This is a genomic window from Halomonas ventosae, assembly GCF_004361885.1.
GTDB classification, from domain to species: domain Bacteria; phylum Pseudomonadota; class Gammaproteobacteria; order Pseudomonadales; family Halomonadaceae; genus Halomonas; species Halomonas ventosae_C.
In genome coordinates this window covers 1-15,825 of the sequence record NZ_SNWH01000020.1, presented here as the reverse complement: position 1 = coordinate 15,825, position 15,825 = coordinate 1, and the positions used below count along the sequence as shown (strand labels likewise).

Here is a 15,825-nt window from a genome sequence, read left to right as displayed (position 1 = left end):
GCACTGCCGCTCGCCGGGGCTGGGGTGAAACCACTCGGCCTGCTGCCAGGCCGCGACGCGTTTCAGGTGAGGCGCGTCGGCGTCCAGCCGCAGGATCTTCAACGGGCTCAGCCCAGCTGGAAGGGATAGACAGCACCGATAGCCAGAATCCCCGTCAGCTCATCCAGCGCCGCCAGCGTCTCCTCGGCAAGCTGCGGGTCGGCCAGGTCCTGGGGAGCCAGGCGGTCGCGGTAGTGACGCTCGACCCAGGCGGTAAGCTCGCCGTGCAGGGCGTCGTCCAGCAGCACACGCCCGGAGAGGGCCGCACGCTCGGCCGCCGAGAGCACCACCCGCAGGCGCAGGCAGGCGGGGCCTCCGCCATTGCGCATGCTCTGCTTGACGTCCTGGACCACCACCTCGCTGATGGGATTGTGGCCGGCCAACAGAAGATCCTGAAGGGTGCGCCAGACGCTCTCGCGCTCCTGGCACTCCCCGGGCACCACCAGCGTCATGCTGCCGTCCGAGTTGGAGAGCAGCTGGGAGTTGAAGAGGTAGGAGGCCACGGCGTCCTCGAGGCTGACCGCCGCTTCGGGGATACGTATCGGCACCAGCGGCGTGGCCATCTTGGTTCTCAGCTCGTTCAGGATGGCCTGCTCGTCGAGGAAGGCTCGTTCGTGATAGAGCAGCACCGGGCCGTTGCCCACACTGATCACGTCGTTGTGGAAGACGCCGGCATCGATGGCCTCGGGGTGCTGCTGGGCGAACACCCGTTGGGACGCCGTGAGGCCGTGCTGGCGGGCAATCGCCTGGCTCGCCTCCAGGGTCTGGCGCGCCGGATAGCGCCGGGGCGCTACGCTATCCTCGGCGCCCCAGCCGAAGGCCACCCGGCCATAGACGAAGAGATGCACTCCGGGCTCGCCGTAATCCGCGGCGAGGCGAGTATGGTTGGCCGCGCCCTCGTCGGAGAAGGCGGGGGTCGCCGGTAATGCCGGATGATGGGCGAAGCGTCTCTCATCGGCGAAGATCGCTGCCAGTACCCGGGCGGTGGTGGGCGGCTCCAGGCAGCGGTGGAAGCTCGACTGCAGGTTGGCTGGGGTGACATGCACCCGGCCATCCGGGGCATCCGCGGAGGGCGTTACCGTGGCGGCATTGGCGGTCCACATGCTCGAGGCCGAGCACACCGCGCGCAGGATCTGCGGCGCCTCGCCCGCCGCACGCACCAGCACCCGTGCATCGCTGCCGGCGAAGCCGAGCTGTCGCAGCGCCCCCAGGTCGGGGCGCTGCTGGGGCGGCAGCACGCCCTGGGCATAGCCGGCCTCCATCAGCGCCTTCATCTTGCCCAGGCCCTGCAGGGCGGCCTCCCGGGGATTGGCCTCCAGCCCACCGTGGGTCATAGAGGCGACGTTGCCCAGGGCCAGGCCGGCATAGTTGTGGGTCGGGCCGACCAGGCCATCGAAGTTGACCTCAAGAAAGTTGACCTCGCGCACGTCCGGGGCCGGCTGGCTCATAGCGTCACCCCCGGCGGCAGCGTCTCGGGCAGCACCAGCGCCTCGCTCTCCATGGAGGCGACTGGATAGGCGCAATAGTCGGCGGCGTAGTAGGCACTCGGGCGATGGTTGCCGCTCTCGCCGACGCCGCCGAAGGGCGCGTCGCCGGAGGCGCCAGTGGTCTGACGATTCCAGTTGACGATACCGGCGCGGATGCGCAGCAGGAAGTCGTCCCAATCATCGCGCTCCCCACCGATCAGCCCGGCGGAGAGGCCATAGCGGGTGTCGTTGGCGAGTGCCATCGCCTCGTCCCAGTCGCGGTAGCGATGCACCTTGAGCAACGGCCCGAAGTGCTCCTCGTCGGGTACCGGAAGGCCTGTGACGTCGATCAGCGCCGGGCTGAGCAGGCTGGTGCCGCTCTCGAGGCGTGCCATGCGCGCCAGCACCGTGCCCCCCAGCGCCTCCAGATCATCCTGGGCCTTGAGCAGGCCATCGGCGGCCGCCACGCTCACCAGGCCGGCATAGAAGGGCGCAGGGTCGCTGAACTGGCCGGCCACCCGCAGCCGTGAGATGGCGCCACTGAGGGCATCCAGCAGGTGGTCTCCCACCTGGCCCTCGGGCACGATCAGCCGCCGGGCGCAGGTGCAGCGCTGGCCGCCGGAGAGGAAGGCCGACTGCAGGATGGTCAATACGGCCGCCTCCTGGTCGGGCACGTCCTTCACCACCAGCGGGTTGTTGCCGCCGAGCTCCAGGGCCAGGATCTTGTCCAGCTGGTCGGCGAACTGGCGATGCAAAAGGCCCCCGACCCGGGCGCTACCGGTGAACAGCAGGCCATCGATGCCGGGGTTCGCCGAGAGCGCCTGGCCGGTCGCGGCGGCGCCCTGCACCAGGTTGATCACGCCATCCGGCAGCCCCGCCTCCTGCCAGCACTGCAGGGTAAGATCGGCGGTCAGCGGGGCCTGCTCGCTGGGCTTGAAGACAACGGCATTGCCGGCCAGCAGCGCCGGCACGATATGCCCGTTGGGCAGGTGGCCGGGGAAGTTGTAGGGGCCGTAGACCGCCATCACCCCGTGAGGGCGATGGCGCAGCACGGCGGTGGTATCCCCCAGATCGCGGCTGCGCTCGCCGGTACGCTCCTGGTAGGCGTGGATCGAGATCGCTACCTTGCCGATCATCGCGCCGACCTCGGTGCGGGCCTCCCAGAGCGGCTTGCCGGTCTCCTGGGCGATGGCGGCGGCCAGCGCCTCGTGGTGACGCTCCAGCACCTCGCGGAAGCGCTCGACCAGTGCCTGACGCTCGTCGAAGGGGGTGCGCGCCCAGGCCAGGAAGGCGACCCGGGCGGCTGTCACTGCGGCCACTACCTGGCCCCCGGTGGCGGCACCGCCTTCCCAGAGGCCATCCCCGGCCACCGGGTCGTGCTTGGTGAAGGCGTCGCCCTCGCCATCCAGCCAGGTGCCGCCGATCAGCAGCTGTCGTCTTGCCTTCATCACGCCTCCTCCTCGGTGTCCAGTATGCGCAGTGTGTCGCCGGAGGCGACCTCCAGCCGATGCGCCTCAGCCTCGTCCAGTGTCACCACGCCTGCCGCATCGGGCCCGCGTCCCAGCCAGGCGGCACAAAAGCCGGCCATGCCAGTGGTGGCCGCCAGCCAGCGCGGCCGTGGCGTATGCTCCAGGCTGCCGGCCTTGACCTCGACCCGGCAGCGCCGCGAAAGCCGCACGCCGCGCACGTCGTCGATGTAGGCCTCCACGGTGGGGCCGCCGTCGAAGATGTCGATGTAGCCCTCCCAGCGCAGGCCTTGCTTCTTGAGCATGGCCAGCGCCGGGCGAGTGTGTTCGTGGACCTGGCCGATGCAGGCCCGCGCCGCCTCGCTGAGGAAGGGGGTATAGATCGGGAACTTGGGCATCAGCTCACCGATGAAGCTCTTCTGGCCAAGCCCCGTGAGCTTGTCGGCCTCGGCGAAATCGAGCGGGAAGAAGTGGCTGCCCAGGCACTCCCAGAAGGGGCTACGCCCCTGGTCGTCGAAGACCCCGCGCATCTCGGCGAGCACCTTGTCGGGGAAGCGGTCGCGGAATTCGGCCAGGAACAGCCAGCGCACCATCGACAGCAGCGCGCCGTTGCGCTCATGGCGGCGGTCGGTGCCGCGGTACTCCGGCCGCAAGAACAGCGAGGCCACCTCGGCATCGCCGGTGTGATCGGAGCTCAGGAAGAGGGTGTCGATGGTGCGGTGCAGGTCGAGCTGTACCGAGGAATGGGCCAGGGTCCCGAGCCGGTAGTGGTAGAAGGGGATCTCGCGCCCCACCTGGCCCTCGATGGCACAGCAGCCGGCCAACCGTCCGCTCGCCTCGTCCTCCAGCACGAAGAAGTAGAGCCGCTGGTCCTGCGGCGTGCGCTCCTCGAAGGCGGCCAGCGTCGAGGCGATCTTGGCCGCCAGGAAGTCGCGGTTGTCGGGTAGCGAGGTGAAGCCCACCCCGGTTTCCCGCGCCAGGGCCTGCAACTCGTCCAGGTCGCCTTCGGCGATCGCTCGAATACGCATCACAGCTCTCCCTCGTCATAGCCTGGATCATGGGCGTCGACGCTGCCATCTCCCCCGCCGGACAGGGCCAGGGGGGCCACCAGCACGGCGCGCCCCTCCTCCACGCCCAGCCGCTCGGCATGCGCCGGGGAGAGCATCAGCTGGCCGGTGGGCGACAGCGCATAGCGCGCCACCACGCAGCGGAAATCGCCGAGGCGCTGGTTGGCGACCATCGCCGGCTCGGCGTCGGGCAGCGCGTGGGCGGGACGGATGCGCACCGGGTGCCAGGCGGCCCGTCGGAAGCTGGCCAGGCGCTCGCGCTCGCCCTTGATCACCGGGCCGGCATCGAAGATGTCCACGTGGCGCGAGCGCAGGAAGCCCTCGGCCAGCATCTCGGTCAAGGCCGGCTCGTGGTCGGGATGCTCGCGACCGATGGCGGCCCGGGCCTGGCGGGTGAGCAGCGCCAGGTAGAGCGGGAACTGCGGCATGACCTCGGCGATGAAGCTCTTCGAGCGCACTCCGGCCAGGTAGTTGATCTCCTGGTAGTCGCGCACGAAGAAGTGACGCCCCACGCTGTTCCAGAACGGCGACTCGCCCTGCTCATCCAGGTAGCCAGGAAAGGCCATCGCCAGGATCGCGGCGAAGCGCTCCGGATACTGGGCGATGAACATCAGCCGCGCCCGGCGCAGCAGGCTCTCGGCGCTGGTGCCCGTGTAGCGGGCATCCAGCGACAGGGCGCAGAGCAGGGTCGCCTCGGAGACCTCATGGGAGAGCGACAGGGTCGGCACCTCGCGCCGCACGTCGAGCTGTTGGGAGGCGTGGATCAGCGTCTCCTGGCGATAGGTGTAGTAGGCCTCGCGGGCACCGGCCTGGGCCCGGATGGTGGCGGTACCCGCCACCTCGCCACGCGCCAGGTCATCGAGCACGAAGGTGTAGTGCTCGTCGCCGGGTACCTCGACCTCGGCGGTGAAGGCCCGCTGGGAGCGGGCGATGCGCTCCTCCAGGCGGTCGCGGTGAGCCGGCAGGTTGGTCAGCCTTGGCGTCGCGCTGCCAGCAAGTCGCTCAAGGGCCGGCAGGTCCGCCGGGCGGACGGGGCGTATGACCAGCATGGCAGGGTCTCCACAAGACAGGGGATCGACGGCTGCGAGGCGGCTCACTCGTCGGCCACCAGCCTGGTCACGGCATGCTCGAGGCGGCGCATGCCCTTGATCAGGTCCTCCTCGGGAATCACCAGCGACGGCGCCAGGCGCAGCACGTTGGGGCCGGCGATCAGCGTCATCACCCCCTCCTCGAGGGCCAGCGCCATCAGATCCTTGGCGCGTCCCTCATAGTCCGGGGCCATCTCGGCACCGACCAGCAGGCCCATGCCGCGGATCTCGCGGAACACGCTGTGCCGGTGGTTGATCGCCTCGAGATGCTCGCGACACTGGTCGTGGCGAAGCTTCACGCCATCGAGCACCTCCGGGGTGTCGATATATTCCACGGCGGCCAGCGCCACGGCCGAGGCCAGCGGGTTGCCGCCGTAGGTGGAGCCGTGGGTGCCGACCGCCATGGCCGGGGCGACCCGGTCGGTGGTGAGCATGGCGCCCACCGGGAAGCCCCCACCCAGCGACTTGGCGCTGGTCAGGATATCCGGGGTCACGCCGAACTGCTGGTAGGCATAGAGCGAGCCGGTGCGTCCCACTCCGGTCTGCACCTCATCGAAGATCAGCAGAGCATTGTGCTCATCGCACAGCTCACGCAGCCCCTGCAGGAACTCTGGCACGGCGGGGATGATGCCGCCCTCGCCCTGCATCGGCTCGACCATCACCGCGCAGGTATCGTCGTCGATCAGCTCGCGCACGCTGTCGAGGTTATTGTACTGGCCGTGGACGATGCCCTCAGGGACCGGGCCGAAGCCCTGGGAGTACTTGGGCTGGCCGCCGACGCTGACGGTGAAGAAGGTGCGGCCATGGAAGGACTGCGAGAAGGAGACGATACGGTGCTTGTGCTCGCCATGGTGGTCATGGGCCCAGCGCCGCGCCAGCTTGAGGGCCGCCTCGTTGGCCTCGCCACCCGAGGAGCAGAGATAGACCTTGTCAGCGAAGGTGCGCTCGACCAGGCTGCGCGCCAACTTGAGGGCCGGCTCGTTGGTGTAGACGTTGGAGAGATGCCAAAGCTTGTTCGCCTGGGTGGTGAGGGCCTCGACCAGCACCGGGTGGCAGTGCCCCAGGCCGTTGACGGCGATGCCGCCGGCGAAGTCGATGTACTCTCGGCCCTGCTGATCCCACAGTCGGCTGCCCTCGCCATGCACCGGAATCACCTGCTGGGGCGCATAGTTGGGCACCATGTAGTGGTCGAAATCGGCACGGGTGGGATGCTCGCTCATGTCGCTCTCCATTCTCGGAATGATGGATCATTGATCTCTCGAGTATAGGGAGCCCGGCTGCGGTAAGCTTTCAGCGATGGGACGGCGAGTTATGAAAAGCGTCGAGATCTGACGGCGCCTTTTGCGCGACCGCCGCTTGAAGAATTCGCTATCTGCCCCATGCTGTTCCTGGGCAACACATCAGGCGGGCCTTGTTCAGCCCGCTGACGACAAGGAGGCAGTCCATGCATATCGATCTTTCCGGCAAGCGCGCCATCGTCACGGGGTCCACCGCCGGTATCGGCTTCGCCATCGCCCGGGAGCTGGCCGAGTCCGGCGCCGAGGTCACCGTCACCGGCCGCACTCAGGCCCGTGTCGACGCGGCGATCGAGTCAATCAAGCAGGCTGCAACCAATGCCCGCGTGTCGGGGGTGGCCGCCGACCTGGGTACGGCCGAAGGCTGTCAGGCGCTGATCGACGCCCGGCCGGACACCGACATCCTGGTCAACAACGTGGGAATCTTCGGCCCCCAGGACTTCTTCGAGATCGACGATGCCACCTGGCAGACGTTCTTCGACGTCAATGTGATGAGCGCGGTGCGCCTGTCGCGCCATTACGCCCGAGGCATGAAGCAGCGCGACTGGGGGCGCATCCAGTTCATCTCCAGCGAGTCGGCGCTCAACATTCCTAGCGAAATGGTCCACTACGGCATGACCAAGTCCGCCATGCAATCGCTCTCGCGCGGCCTGGCCAAGGTGCTCAGCGGCACCCACGTTACCGTCAACGCCATCCTGCCCGGGCCGACCCGCTCCGAAGGGGTGCTTGACATGCTCCGGCAGGCCGCCGAGAAACAGGGCATTTCGCAGGAAGCCCTGGAAGCACGCTTCGTTCAGGAGAATCGCCCCTCGTCGATCATCCAGCGCCTGGCCACTCCCGAGGAGGTCGCCCACATGTGCGTCTACGCGGCCTCCGAACAGGCCAGCGCCACCACAGGGGCGGCGCTGCGCGTCGAGGGCGGCATCGTCGACACCATGGCCTGATAGGCCCTACCCTGATACCCCCGTCGGCCGCGGAGACCGCCGCATGATCAATACCACCGCCTGGAACCGGATCCGTTACGGCCTCTACGCCCCCGTCTACGACCTGGTGGTGGAGCGCGCCTTTCACGACGCACGCCGCACGGCCCTGAGCCAGGTGGCCTGGCAGCCCGGCATGCGGGTGCTGATGGTCGGCGCCGGCACCGGTCTCGACCTCCCCTGGATGCCGCGGGACATTGAGCTGCATGCCACGGACCTGTCGCCGGCCATGGTCAGGCGCCTGCGGCAGCGTGCCGAAAGGCTGGGTCGCGACGTCGAGGCGCGTGTCATGGACGCCGAGCGCCTCGCCTATCCCGACGACCACTTCGACGTAGTGGTGATGCACCTGATACTGGCGGTGATGCCCGAACCCGCGCGGGGACTCGCCGAGGCTCGCCGGGTACTCAGGCAGGACGGCCAGCTGTGCGTGATGGACAAGTTCCAGAGCGACGAGAAACCGGCCGGGCTCGCCCGGCGTGGGCTCAACGCCCTGACCTCAGCCATCGCCACCGACATCACCCGCCAGGCCCGGCCACTGCTGGAGGCAGCCGGCTTCGCCATCGAGCAGGACACGCCGGTGATGATGGGCACGCTGTTCCGTGCCCTGCTGGCACACAAGGCGTGACGCGCCCCGCCGTCAGGACAGCCGCTCCTCGCGGGGCGTGATGCCGAAGTGGTTGCGATAGGCAGTGGAGAAGTGGGCCGCCGAGGAGAAGCCAGTCTGCAGGGCGATCTCGCCGGCGGGGTGCTCGCTCTCGCGCAGCAGACGACGCGCCTGCTGCAGGCGCAGATCCAGGTAGTAGCGGCTGGGTACGGCCTTCAGGTACTTCTTGAACAGGCGTTCGAGCTGGCGCCGCGAGATGCCCAGGTGCTCGGCTAGCTCGTGGGTGGTCAGCGGCTCCTCGATGTTGGCCTCCATCAGCGCCACCGCCTCGGCCAGGCTCTCGGGGGCATGGCCGAGCCGCGAGCGCAGCGGCACTTGCTGGGGCTCGTCGCCCATGCGGATGCGCTCCAGCACGAAGTGTTCGGAGATGCGCTCGGCCAGCCGCGGGCCGTGCTGACGTCCCACCCACGTCATCATCATATCCATGGCCGCGGTACCGCCGCCGCAGCTCAGGCGGTCGCGGTCGATCTCGAACAGCTGCCGAGAGAGGCGCACCCGCGGAAAGGCCTCGGAGAAGGCATCGAAGCGCTGCCAGGGCAGCGTCGCCCGGTAACCGTCCAGCACCCCGGCCCGGGCCAGCACCTCGGTGCCACCGCCGACGCCGCCGAGCAGCACCCCTGCGCCAGCCAGCCGGCGCAACCATTCGAGCAGCGGCCCCGGGACACTGCCCGAGAGCGGGCCTGGCGCGCACACCAGCAGCAAATCCAGCGGCGCATCCACCTCGCCGAGGACGGCCTGGGGCATCAGCGCCTGGTGGGAGGCGCTGGCCACCGGGCCAGCGACGCTGGCGAAGGTGGTGAGGCGATAGAGGGTTCGCCCCTCGAGACGATTGGCCACCGTCAGGGGCTCGGTGGCACAGGCATAGGCCAGCAGGGAAAAACCGGGCAGCACCACCACACCGATCTGCCGGGTGGGTAGCGACGAGGAACGCAAGGTAGTCTCGGTCATTCACACGGTGGCCAAGGCAGGATGAGAGATCCTTTTACTCAAGGCAGCGATAAACCACCGCCCTGCCGCGAGAAAAAGCCCACGGCGAGCGCCGTCTATGGGGCGTTGCCGGAAATGCCACCTCTCACAGGTTCACGACATCGAAATCCGCCACAGGATCTACCTCTGCCTCGTAGTCGACATCGTCGCGTTCGAAACCGAACAGCTTGAGAAACTCGTGCTTGTAGCCAGCATAGTCGGTGATCTCGAAAAGGTTGTCAGTGGTCACCTGCGGCCAGAGCGCCTTGCACGCCTGCTGGACGTCATCGCGCAGCTCCCGGTCGTCCAGGCGCAGGCGGCCAGCCTCGTCGGTTCGGCAGTCATTGCCCTGCCCTGGGCGAGCATAGAGACAATCGCCGAACAGCCGATTGAGCTGGTCGATGGTGCCTTCGTGCAGACCCTTCTCCTTCATCACCTTGTAGACCATGGAGATATAGAGCGGCATCACCGGAATGGCCGCGCTGGCCTGGGTCACCACCGACTTAAGCACTGCCACCTTGGCGCCGCCGCCGCTGGCCGAGAGGCGCTGGTCGATCTCGCCGGCGGCGCGGTCAAGATCCTCTTTCGCCTTGCCCAGCGCGCCGTGCCAGTAGATCGGCCAGGTGATCTCGGTGCCGATATAGCTGAAGGCCACACTGCGCGCGCCGGTTGCCAGCACGCCGGCACGGTCCAGGGCATCGATCCACAGCTCCCAGTCCTCGCCGCCCATCACCGTCTTGGTATCCTCGATCTCCTGCTCGGTGGCAGGCTCGACCTCGGCCTCGATGATGGTGTCCTTGTTGGTGTCGATGGCGGTGGCGCGGTAGGTCTCGCCGATCGGCTTGAGGCTGGAGCGCTTGAGCTCACCGCTGTCGGGCAGCTTGCGCACCGGCGAGGCCAGCGAATAGACCACCAGGTCGACCTGGCCCAGGTCCTGCTGGATCAGCTCGATGGCGGTCTCGCGGGCCTCGTGGGAGAAGGCATCACCATTGATCGACTTGCTGTAGAGCCCCTCGGCCTTGGCGAAGCGGTCGAAGGCGGCGCTGTTGTACCAACCTGCGGTGCCCGGCTTCTTCTCGGTGCCGGGTTTTTCGAAGAACACGCCCAGGGTGTCGGCGCCGTAACCGAAGGCGGCAGAGATGCGTGCCGCCAGGCCATAACCGCTGGAAGCACCGATCACCAGCACCTTCTTTGGGCCATTGGCCGGATCGAAGCCGCGGGCGCGGGTCGCCTCGATCTGCTCGAGCACGTTCTTCTCGCAGCCGACGGGGTGAGTGGTGGTGCAGATGAAACCGCGTACCTTGGGCTTGATGATCACGTCAGACCTCGTAGTTGTGCCGCGGACGGGGCAACCGCCTGCGTCGCCAGGGAAATGTATGAGCCGGATGGCCGGATCGAAGCAGCAGTGCCCGACATTCTAGCGGCCCCGGCGGCGGCTGTCCGCCCTTGAGGCCGCCGCGGGGCTGGTGCAGGATGCTTGTCCCGGGCAACGAGTGTGGCACAGGAGAATCGCGATGGATGCACAGACGCTGGTCGACGAACGTGGCGAGCTGTGGCTGGCATTGGCACCGCTGTGGCTGGAGCGCGAGCCTCGCGAGACCGACTTCGCGCACATGGTCGAGGTCATCCAGCGCCACGACCTGAGCGTGCGCGAGCTGGAGTGGGTCTTTCGCCTGGAACTCGCCCCGGTGCTAGCGCGCCACCAGCTGTCGGTGGCCGGCGAGTGGCGCTCGTTCGACGACTACCAGCTGATGAAGCAACTGGTGGCCCACAACCTGCGGCTCAACGGCTGGCGTCGCAAGAGCTGGGCGCTGTTCTCGGGGCTGACGACCATGATGACCCGCCACCGCTGGAACGAGCTGATGGGGCGAGTGCTGGTCGAGCGCGGCGAGTTGCCCTGACCACCACGCCCCAGCATGACCCGGCTCGGCCATAGAGGCTGAAACAAGCCAATATAGGGAGTGCTGGTCGAGCGCGGCGAGATGCCCTGGTGCTCAGGGCTCGTCCAGGGCCTTCTCCAGAGCCTCGCTCAATTCCGCCTCGCCGTCGCGGGGCGAGAAGCGGTGGATGACCCGGCCATCGCGGCCGACCAGGAACTTGGTGAAGTTCCACTTAATCATGGCGGTACCCAGCACCCCCGGCGCCTGGCGCTTGAGCTCGACGAACAGCGGATGGGCGCCAGGGCCATTGACCTTGACCTTCTCCATGAGTGGGAAGCTCACCCCATATTCGTGCTCGGCGAAGCGACAGAACTCCAGCGCCGACTCCGGCGACTGGTGGGCGAACTGGTTGCAGGGAAAGCCCAGCACGGTGAAACCGCGTTCGCGGTAGCGGCAGTAGAGGTGCTCGAGGTCGCGCAATTGGGACGTGAAGCCGCACTGGCTGGCCACATTGACGATCAACAGCACCTGGCCGCGCAGGGCGCGCAGGTTGAAGGGCTCGCCGCTGTAGGTACGGCATTGGTGGTCATGAATCGACATGGATCTAACTCGCTCTTTGAGCCATTACAATGCCTTCAGCCTACCCAGTCACGGCGGCAGCGTCACGCGATCGGCCCGGCCACCACCCGCAGCGCCAGGGAGAGTAACAGCACACCGGTGATGCGATTCAGCCAGTGGGCCCGGGCCTGCAACCAGGGCAGCACCCTTGAGTGCGACAGACCCACGGCCACCAGCACGTACCAGCCGCCGTCGATGACCATCGCCGTGAGCACCACCAGCGTCTTGGCCGCGAGGCTCATCTCGGGGGTCACGAACTGGCTGAGCAGGGCGATAAAGAAGAGAATCAGCTTGGGGTTGCTCAACGCCACCAGCACGCCCTCGCGTGCCGCCTGACGGCGGCTGGTGGACGCCGCCACGGTATCCAGGGCACTGGCCCGCCCGGCACGCAGAGCCTTGATCCCCAGCCATGCCAGGTAGGCCGCCCCGCCCCAGGTGATCGCCTGGAACAACAGCGGAAAGCGCACGATCAATGCCCCCAGGCCCCAGACCGTGAGCAGTGCATGAAAGCCCACGCCCAAGGCATGAGCGAGGGCCGCCGTGACGCCCGGCAGACGACCTCCGCCGAGGGTATGACGCAGCACCAGGGCCAGGCTGGGCCCCGGGGACATGGCCCCCATGGCGCAGACCGCGGCCAGTGACAGCCAGAGCGAAAGCGGCATGCACGACCTCCAGTGATCAGGGCTGGCCTTGACTCGGCGGTTGAGCTGCCTTCCCGTTAGGTGTTGCCATGGCGGATGACCGACAAACAAGGAGAATGCCTGGCCCATGCTCCTGTAGAAGCCCCCACCGCATGCCAAGCGAATTCAGAGCCTCAGTCCGCCGTCGATCTCCAGCACCCGGCCATTGAAGTAGTCATTCTCGAGCACATAGATCACTGAGTGACCGATCTCCGCCGGCTCCGCCAGACGGCCCAGCGGTACTTGGTCCTTGATGGTGTCGAGGATTTTCTCGGGCATTTTTGCCACCATAGCCGTGTTGCAGAACCCAGGGGCGATTGCTGCGGCGCGTATGCCATGCCGTGCCAGCTCTTTTGCCCAGGTCACCGTCATGGCAGTGACGCCGGACTTGGCGGCCGAGTAGTTGGTCTGCCCGAAGTTGCCCGCGCGGGAAATGCTGGAAATGTTGACGATGGCCCCGCCCTTACCCAGCTCGATCATATGCGCGGCGGCTTCGCGCCCGCAGAGAAACACCCCGCGCAGGTCAACCTGCAGGACTGCATTCCAGTCGTCTGTGCTCATCTTCTTCTCCACCTGGCCGCCCTTGCCCTTGACCAGTAGCCCGTCCCGGGTGATGCCGGCGTTGCTGATCAGGCCGTCCAGGGCGCCGAAGTCCTCCACGACTCGGGCGAAGACTTGTTCGACCGCCTCTTCCTCGGAGACGTCCAGCGGGTAGACGCGGGCCTCGCCGCCAGCGTCACGGCACAGCTGTGCGGTCTCCTCCAGGTCGTCCTCGCTCAGATCCACCAGGGCCAGCCGTCCGCCCTTGGCGGCGATCATCTCCGCGGTTTTCTGTCCCAGCCCGCGTCCAGCGCCGGTGACAACGATCGTTTTTCCCTTGAGTTGCATGGTGTCAGCCTCTCGTGTTGAAAAGGGGTGAGACGAGCAGAAGCGCACATACTGGTCAGTGTCTTGCTAGTCTCCATCCCGACACGCCCTCCCTGGCGTTTCGCGGAGTCGCCGGGTCAAAACGCGGTTTTGCCCGGCTCGCCAAATCAAGGGCTTGCGCCCTCATTTGGGCGGCACTTCCCTGTGCCGCACAAGTGCCCATCCCAAAACGGGTGTTTCCGGATGGGCACTTGCTAACCTCGGTAAGGCCAGGGTGGCGGCCAGCGAGCTAATCGCGCAGACGATTGCGATAGCAGAACGGGCCCACCGCCTCACCCGCAGCGGGCTGGTTGTGGTTGCTGTCGAACAGCGTGTGCAGGCATCTCTCTTCCCACCCTCAGGGATCAAGCTGTTCTCCCATACTGCCTCAGGCGTTCTTGGGCTTCCTGAGTGGTGAGGCCGTTTTCGAGATCGGCCTCGGATGCAGCGTCGGATTGCTTCGGCTCCGAGTCTCTTGCCGTTGCCTGCTCAGCCATCATCGCCTCCAGTCTCAGGATTGCAGTACGTAGCTGCCAGGTGCGGCCGCCAGCGGCCGGTAGCCGGCATCCGAGGCGCCCATGGATGGTGGCTCGCTCTCACCGCTGGAATGCTCAACCAGCCAGGTCTGCCACTCGGGCCACCAGGAACCGGCGTGTTCCGGTACTTCAGCAGCCCATCTGTCGGGCTCCACGTACGGAGCCTCGGCAGGCTTATCAGCGATTTGATAGACCCGGTGCGGGTGGCCAGGTTCACTCACCACACCGGCATTGTGCCCGCCGCTGGTGAGGACAAAGGTGATGTCACTGCCGGCCAAAAGATGGATCTTGTAAACCGAACGCCAGGGGGCGATATGGTCGGTGCGGGTGCCCACGACAAACATCGGCAACCGGATGTCGTTGAGCACCACAGGATGGTCGCCGACGTAGAAATTGCCTTCCGCCAGGGCGTTGTCCAGATACATGCGCCGCAGGTACTCCGAATGCATCCGGTAGGGCATGCGGGTGGCATCGGTACTCCAGGCCATCAGGTCGTTCATAGGCAAGGCCTCACCCATCAAGTAAGCCTTCACCGAGGCAGACCAGACCAGATCATTCGAGCGCAGGAACATGAAGGTGCTGCGCATCTGCCACTTGTCTAGGTAGCCCTGCTTCCACATCAGATCCTCGAGGAAGCTCACCTGGCTGTCGTCGATGAACAGGCCCAGCTCGCCGGGTTCTTCGAAGTCTGTCTCCGAGGCAAAGAGCGTGACGGTGGCCAAACGGTCGTCGCCATCCCGGCCCATGGCTGCCGAGGCGATGGACAGCAGCGTTCCGCCCAGGCAGTAGCCCACGGCGTGGATCTTGCGCTCCGGCACCACTGCGTTTACGGCATCCAGGGCGGCCATCACGCCCAGTTCCCGGTAATCATCCATACCCAGGTCGCGATCGTCGCTATCTGGATTCTTCCACGAAATCATGAACACCGTGTGACCCTGGTCCCGTAGCCAACGCACCAGGGAATTTTCCGGGGAGAGGTCGAGGATGTAGTACTTCATGATCCAGGCCGGCACGATCAGCACGGGCTCGGCCTGCACGCGCTCGGTGGTCGGGCTGTACTGGATGACCTCGATGAGGCGGTTGCGGTAGATCACCTGCCCTGGTGTGACCGCCACGGTCTCTCCGGGCCGGTAGTGCTCCGCCCCGGCCGGCGGCTCGCCATGCTGCGTGCGACGCAGATCCTCAGCGAAATGGCGGGCACCGTCGACGAAGTTCCAGCCGCCGCGCTCCAGCGTGCGACGAGCGACCTTGGGGTTGGTGAGCGGATAGTTGCTAGGGGCGAAGATGTCCAGGAACTGCCGTGACATGAAGTTGACCATGTCCTCATGGTGGGGGGAAACGCCATCCACGCCGGTGGTGGCGTTGTGCCACCACTGCTGGCCTAGCAGGAACGACTGGTGGATGAGGTTGTACGGCCAATCTCGCCACTCCGGGTCGTCGAAACGATCGTCATGGGCCAAGGGCTCGATGCAGCGCGGACAATCCTGCTCACTCGCCGCCGAGACCATGTACTGGGCCAGCCGTGCCGACTTGCGGGCCATTTTCGTCACCAGCTCGGCCTGCTTGCCAGGCGCCATGGCCAAGTGCCAGCCCCAGTCGGTAACTGCTTGCATGAGCGAGGCCGGGGAAACGCCTCCGGTCAGCATGCCCAGTGCCCCGTGGGCCTCGCGGTTAGTCAGGGTGAACAAGTCTTCTTCGCGCGTCGTCGCCCCACCGGCGGGACGTCGGTGGCTTCGACGCAGCACCTGAGCGCTCCCCGACACCTGTCGGGAACGCGGCGGAAACTCCATCCTCGTTGCATTGGTGGATGGGCTTTGGCTGCTCGAGGTGTGATCTTGATGGTCTTGGGTCATAGTCTCACTCCTGGCTGGCTTTGGGGTGTCCTGTAGACCGCATGGGTTACTTTGACCCTACCCAGCATCATTGAAATGCCGCCTTTTTCTAAAACCTGATTACGCATAAGGTTCAGCTATCTTCAGGAACCGGTATGGCATCGGCGGTGTTCGGGCGGCGACCGTGAGAAAGCGCGGGATCATGGCCTTGAGGTCATAGCGCCGATTGAAGCGATACTCGAACTCAGCCAGGTAGCGTGGGGTATGTTTCCCGCGGATGGCATGGTAGGTGCCGGTGATCGCGTTCTTGACGTTGCCCAGCACCGTGTTGACCCAGTTGAA

General features: G+C 66.5%; 16 protein-coding genes. 3 read left to right on the top strand and 13 right to left on the bottom strand.

Annotated features, from left to right (window positions below; translation table 11 throughout):
• Nucleotides 1–107: 107 nt before the first annotated feature.
• The 5 genes from astB to DFO68_RS12580 are packed head-to-tail and all read right to left on the bottom strand — an operon-like array spanning nt 108 to nt 6,346.
• Complete coding sequence (astB, locus tag DFO68_RS12600) at nt 108–1,487, bottom strand: N-succinylarginine dihydrolase (RefSeq protein ID WP_133483994.1); 1,380 nt, start codon at nt 1,485–1,487, stop codon at nt 108–110.
• Entirely contained in the window at nt 1,484–2,953 is a 1,470-nt protein-coding gene (gene astD, locus DFO68_RS12595; RefSeq protein WP_133483993.1) for a succinylglutamate-semialdehyde dehydrogenase, read from the bottom strand. The genes astB and astD overlap by 4 nt, the downstream gene beginning before the upstream one ends.
• Entirely contained in the window at nt 2,953–3,999 is a 1,047-nt protein-coding gene (astA, locus tag DFO68_RS12590; protein ID WP_133483992.1) for an arginine N-succinyltransferase, read from the bottom strand. Before astA ends, astD begins: the two co-directional genes overlap by 1 nt.
• Nucleotides 3,999–5,087, bottom strand: coding sequence for an arginine N-succinyltransferase (locus DFO68_RS12585; RefSeq protein ID WP_133483991.1), 1,089 nt, complete (start codon nt 5,085–5,087; stop codon nt 3,999–4,001). Before DFO68_RS12585 ends, astA begins: the two co-directional genes overlap by 1 nt.
• Nucleotides 5,088–5,131: 44 nt before the next feature.
• Nucleotides 5,132–6,346, bottom strand: a complete 1,215-nt coding sequence (locus DFO68_RS12580; RefSeq protein ID WP_133483990.1) for an aspartate aminotransferase family protein — start codon at nt 6,344–6,346, stop codon at nt 5,132–5,134.
• A 224-nt stretch (nt 6,347–6,570) separates the two neighbouring features.
• Here DFO68_RS12580 and DFO68_RS12575 point away from each other — a divergent pair, with 224 nt between their 5' ends.
• Both DFO68_RS12575 and DFO68_RS12570 read left to right on the top strand, forming a co-directional pair.
• Nucleotides 6,571–7,365: an SDR family NAD(P)-dependent oxidoreductase gene (locus tag DFO68_RS12575; protein WP_133483989.1), complete on the top strand. Its 795-nt coding sequence runs from the start codon at nt 6,571–6,573 to the stop codon at nt 7,363–7,365.
• A 43-nt stretch (nt 7,366–7,408) separates the two neighbouring features.
• Nucleotides 7,409–8,026 (top strand): class I SAM-dependent methyltransferase, encoded by a 618-nt coding sequence (locus DFO68_RS12570; protein WP_133483988.1) that lies wholly within the window; start codon nt 7,409–7,411, stop codon nt 8,024–8,026.
• A 12-nt stretch (nt 8,027–8,038) separates the two neighbouring features.
• On the opposite strand, the gene DFO68_RS12565 is transcribed toward DFO68_RS12570, so the two are convergent.
• The gene (locus DFO68_RS12565) at nt 8,039–9,013 is read right to left on the bottom strand and encodes a GlxA family transcriptional regulator (RefSeq protein WP_208107426.1); all 975 of its coding nucleotides are present in this window, start codon (nt 9,011–9,013) and stop codon (nt 8,039–8,041) included.
• Nucleotides 9,014–9,137: 124 nt separating this feature from the next.
• A complete protein-coding gene (gene fabV, locus DFO68_RS12560) occupies nt 9,138–10,349 on the bottom strand; it encodes an enoyl-ACP reductase FabV (RefSeq protein ID WP_133483987.1) in 1,212 nt (403 codons plus the stop codon).
• Between the two features lie 196 nt (nt 10,350–10,545).
• On the opposite strand from fabV, the gene DFO68_RS12555 reads away from it, so the two are divergent.
• Entirely contained in the window at nt 10,546–10,932 is a 387-nt protein-coding gene (locus tag DFO68_RS12555) for a DUF7079 family protein (protein WP_133483986.1), read from the top strand.
• 93 nt (nt 10,933–11,025) lie between these two features.
• Here the strand turns inward: DFO68_RS12555 and DFO68_RS12550 are convergent, their stop codons facing one another.
• The 6 genes from DFO68_RS12550 to DFO68_RS12525 all read right to left on the bottom strand — a co-directional run.
• Complete coding sequence (locus DFO68_RS12550; protein WP_133483985.1) at nt 11,026–11,511, bottom strand: glutathione peroxidase; 486 nt, start codon at nt 11,509–11,511, stop codon at nt 11,026–11,028.
• A 62-nt stretch (nt 11,512–11,573) separates the two neighbouring features.
• Nucleotides 11,574–12,191 carry a LysE family translocator gene (locus DFO68_RS12545; protein WP_133483984.1) on the bottom strand — a complete coding sequence of 206 codons (618 nt, stop codon included), beginning with the start codon at nt 12,189–12,191 and terminating at the stop codon, nt 11,574–11,576.
• A 144-nt stretch (nt 12,192–12,335) separates the two neighbouring features.
• On the bottom strand, nt 12,336–13,097 hold the full coding sequence (locus tag DFO68_RS12540) for an SDR family oxidoreductase (protein ID WP_133483983.1): 762 nt from the start codon (nt 13,095–13,097) through the stop codon (nt 12,336–12,338).
• Nucleotides 13,098–13,480: 383 nt separating this feature from the next.
• On the bottom strand, nt 13,481–13,612 hold the full coding sequence (locus DFO68_RS16080) for a cation-transporting P-type ATPase (protein WP_166637573.1): 132 nt from the start codon (nt 13,610–13,612) through the stop codon (nt 13,481–13,483).
• Between the two features lie 14 nt (nt 13,613–13,626).
• Nucleotides 13,627–15,339 carry a PHA/PHB synthase family protein gene (locus tag DFO68_RS12530; RefSeq protein ID WP_243726513.1) on the bottom strand — a complete coding sequence of 571 codons (1,713 nt, stop codon included), beginning with the start codon at nt 15,337–15,339 and terminating at the stop codon, nt 13,627–13,629.
• Between the two features lie 264 nt (nt 15,340–15,603).
• The coding region (locus DFO68_RS12525; RefSeq protein ID WP_166637572.1) for a transposase at nt 15,604–15,825 on the bottom strand (222 nt) is incomplete at its 5' end.

Excerpts from the sequence above, each read along its gene's own strand:
- astB (WP_133483994.1), bottom strand. The coding sequence starts at position 1,487 with ATGAGCCAGCCGGCCCCGGACGTGCGCGAGGTCAACTTTCTTGAGGTC.
- astD (WP_133483993.1), bottom strand. The coding sequence starts at position 2,953 with ATGAAGGCAAGACGACAGCTGCTGATCGGCGGCACCTGGCTGGATGGC.
- astA (WP_133483992.1), bottom strand. The coding sequence starts at position 3,999 with ATGCGTATTCGAGCGATCGCCGAAGGCGACCTGGACGAGTTGCAGGCC.
- DFO68_RS12585 (WP_133483991.1), bottom strand. The coding sequence starts at position 5,087 with ATGCTGGTCATACGCCCCGTCCGCCCGGCGGACCTGCCGGCCCTTGAG.
- DFO68_RS12580 (WP_133483990.1), bottom strand. The coding sequence starts at position 6,346 with ATGAGCGAGCATCCCACCCGTGCCGATTTCGACCACTACATGGTGCCC.
- DFO68_RS12575 (WP_133483989.1), top strand. The coding sequence starts at position 6,571 with ATGCATATCGATCTTTCCGGCAAGCGCGCCATCGTCACGGGGTCCACC.
- DFO68_RS12570 (WP_133483988.1), top strand. The coding sequence starts at position 7,409 with ATGATCAATACCACCGCCTGGAACCGGATCCGTTACGGCCTCTACGCC.
- DFO68_RS12565 (WP_208107426.1), bottom strand. The coding sequence starts at position 9,013 with ATGACCGAGACTACCTTGCGTTCCTCGTCGCTACCCACCCGGCAGATC.
- DFO68_RS12555 (WP_133483986.1), top strand. The coding sequence starts at position 10,546 with ATGGATGCACAGACGCTGGTCGACGAACGTGGCGAGCTGTGGCTGGCA.
- DFO68_RS12550 (WP_133483985.1), bottom strand. The coding sequence starts at position 11,511 with ATGTCGATTCATGACCACCAATGCCGTACCTACAGCGGCGAGCCCTTC.
- DFO68_RS12545 (WP_133483984.1), bottom strand. The coding sequence starts at position 12,191 with ATGCCGCTTTCGCTCTGGCTGTCACTGGCCGCGGTCTGCGCCATGGGG.
- DFO68_RS12540 (WP_133483983.1), bottom strand. The coding sequence starts at position 13,097 with ATGCAACTCAAGGGAAAAACGATCGTTGTCACCGGCGCTGGACGCGGG.
- DFO68_RS16080 (WP_166637573.1), bottom strand. The coding sequence starts at position 13,612 with ATGGCTGAGCAGGCAACGGCAAGAGACTCGGAGCCGAAGCAATCCGAC.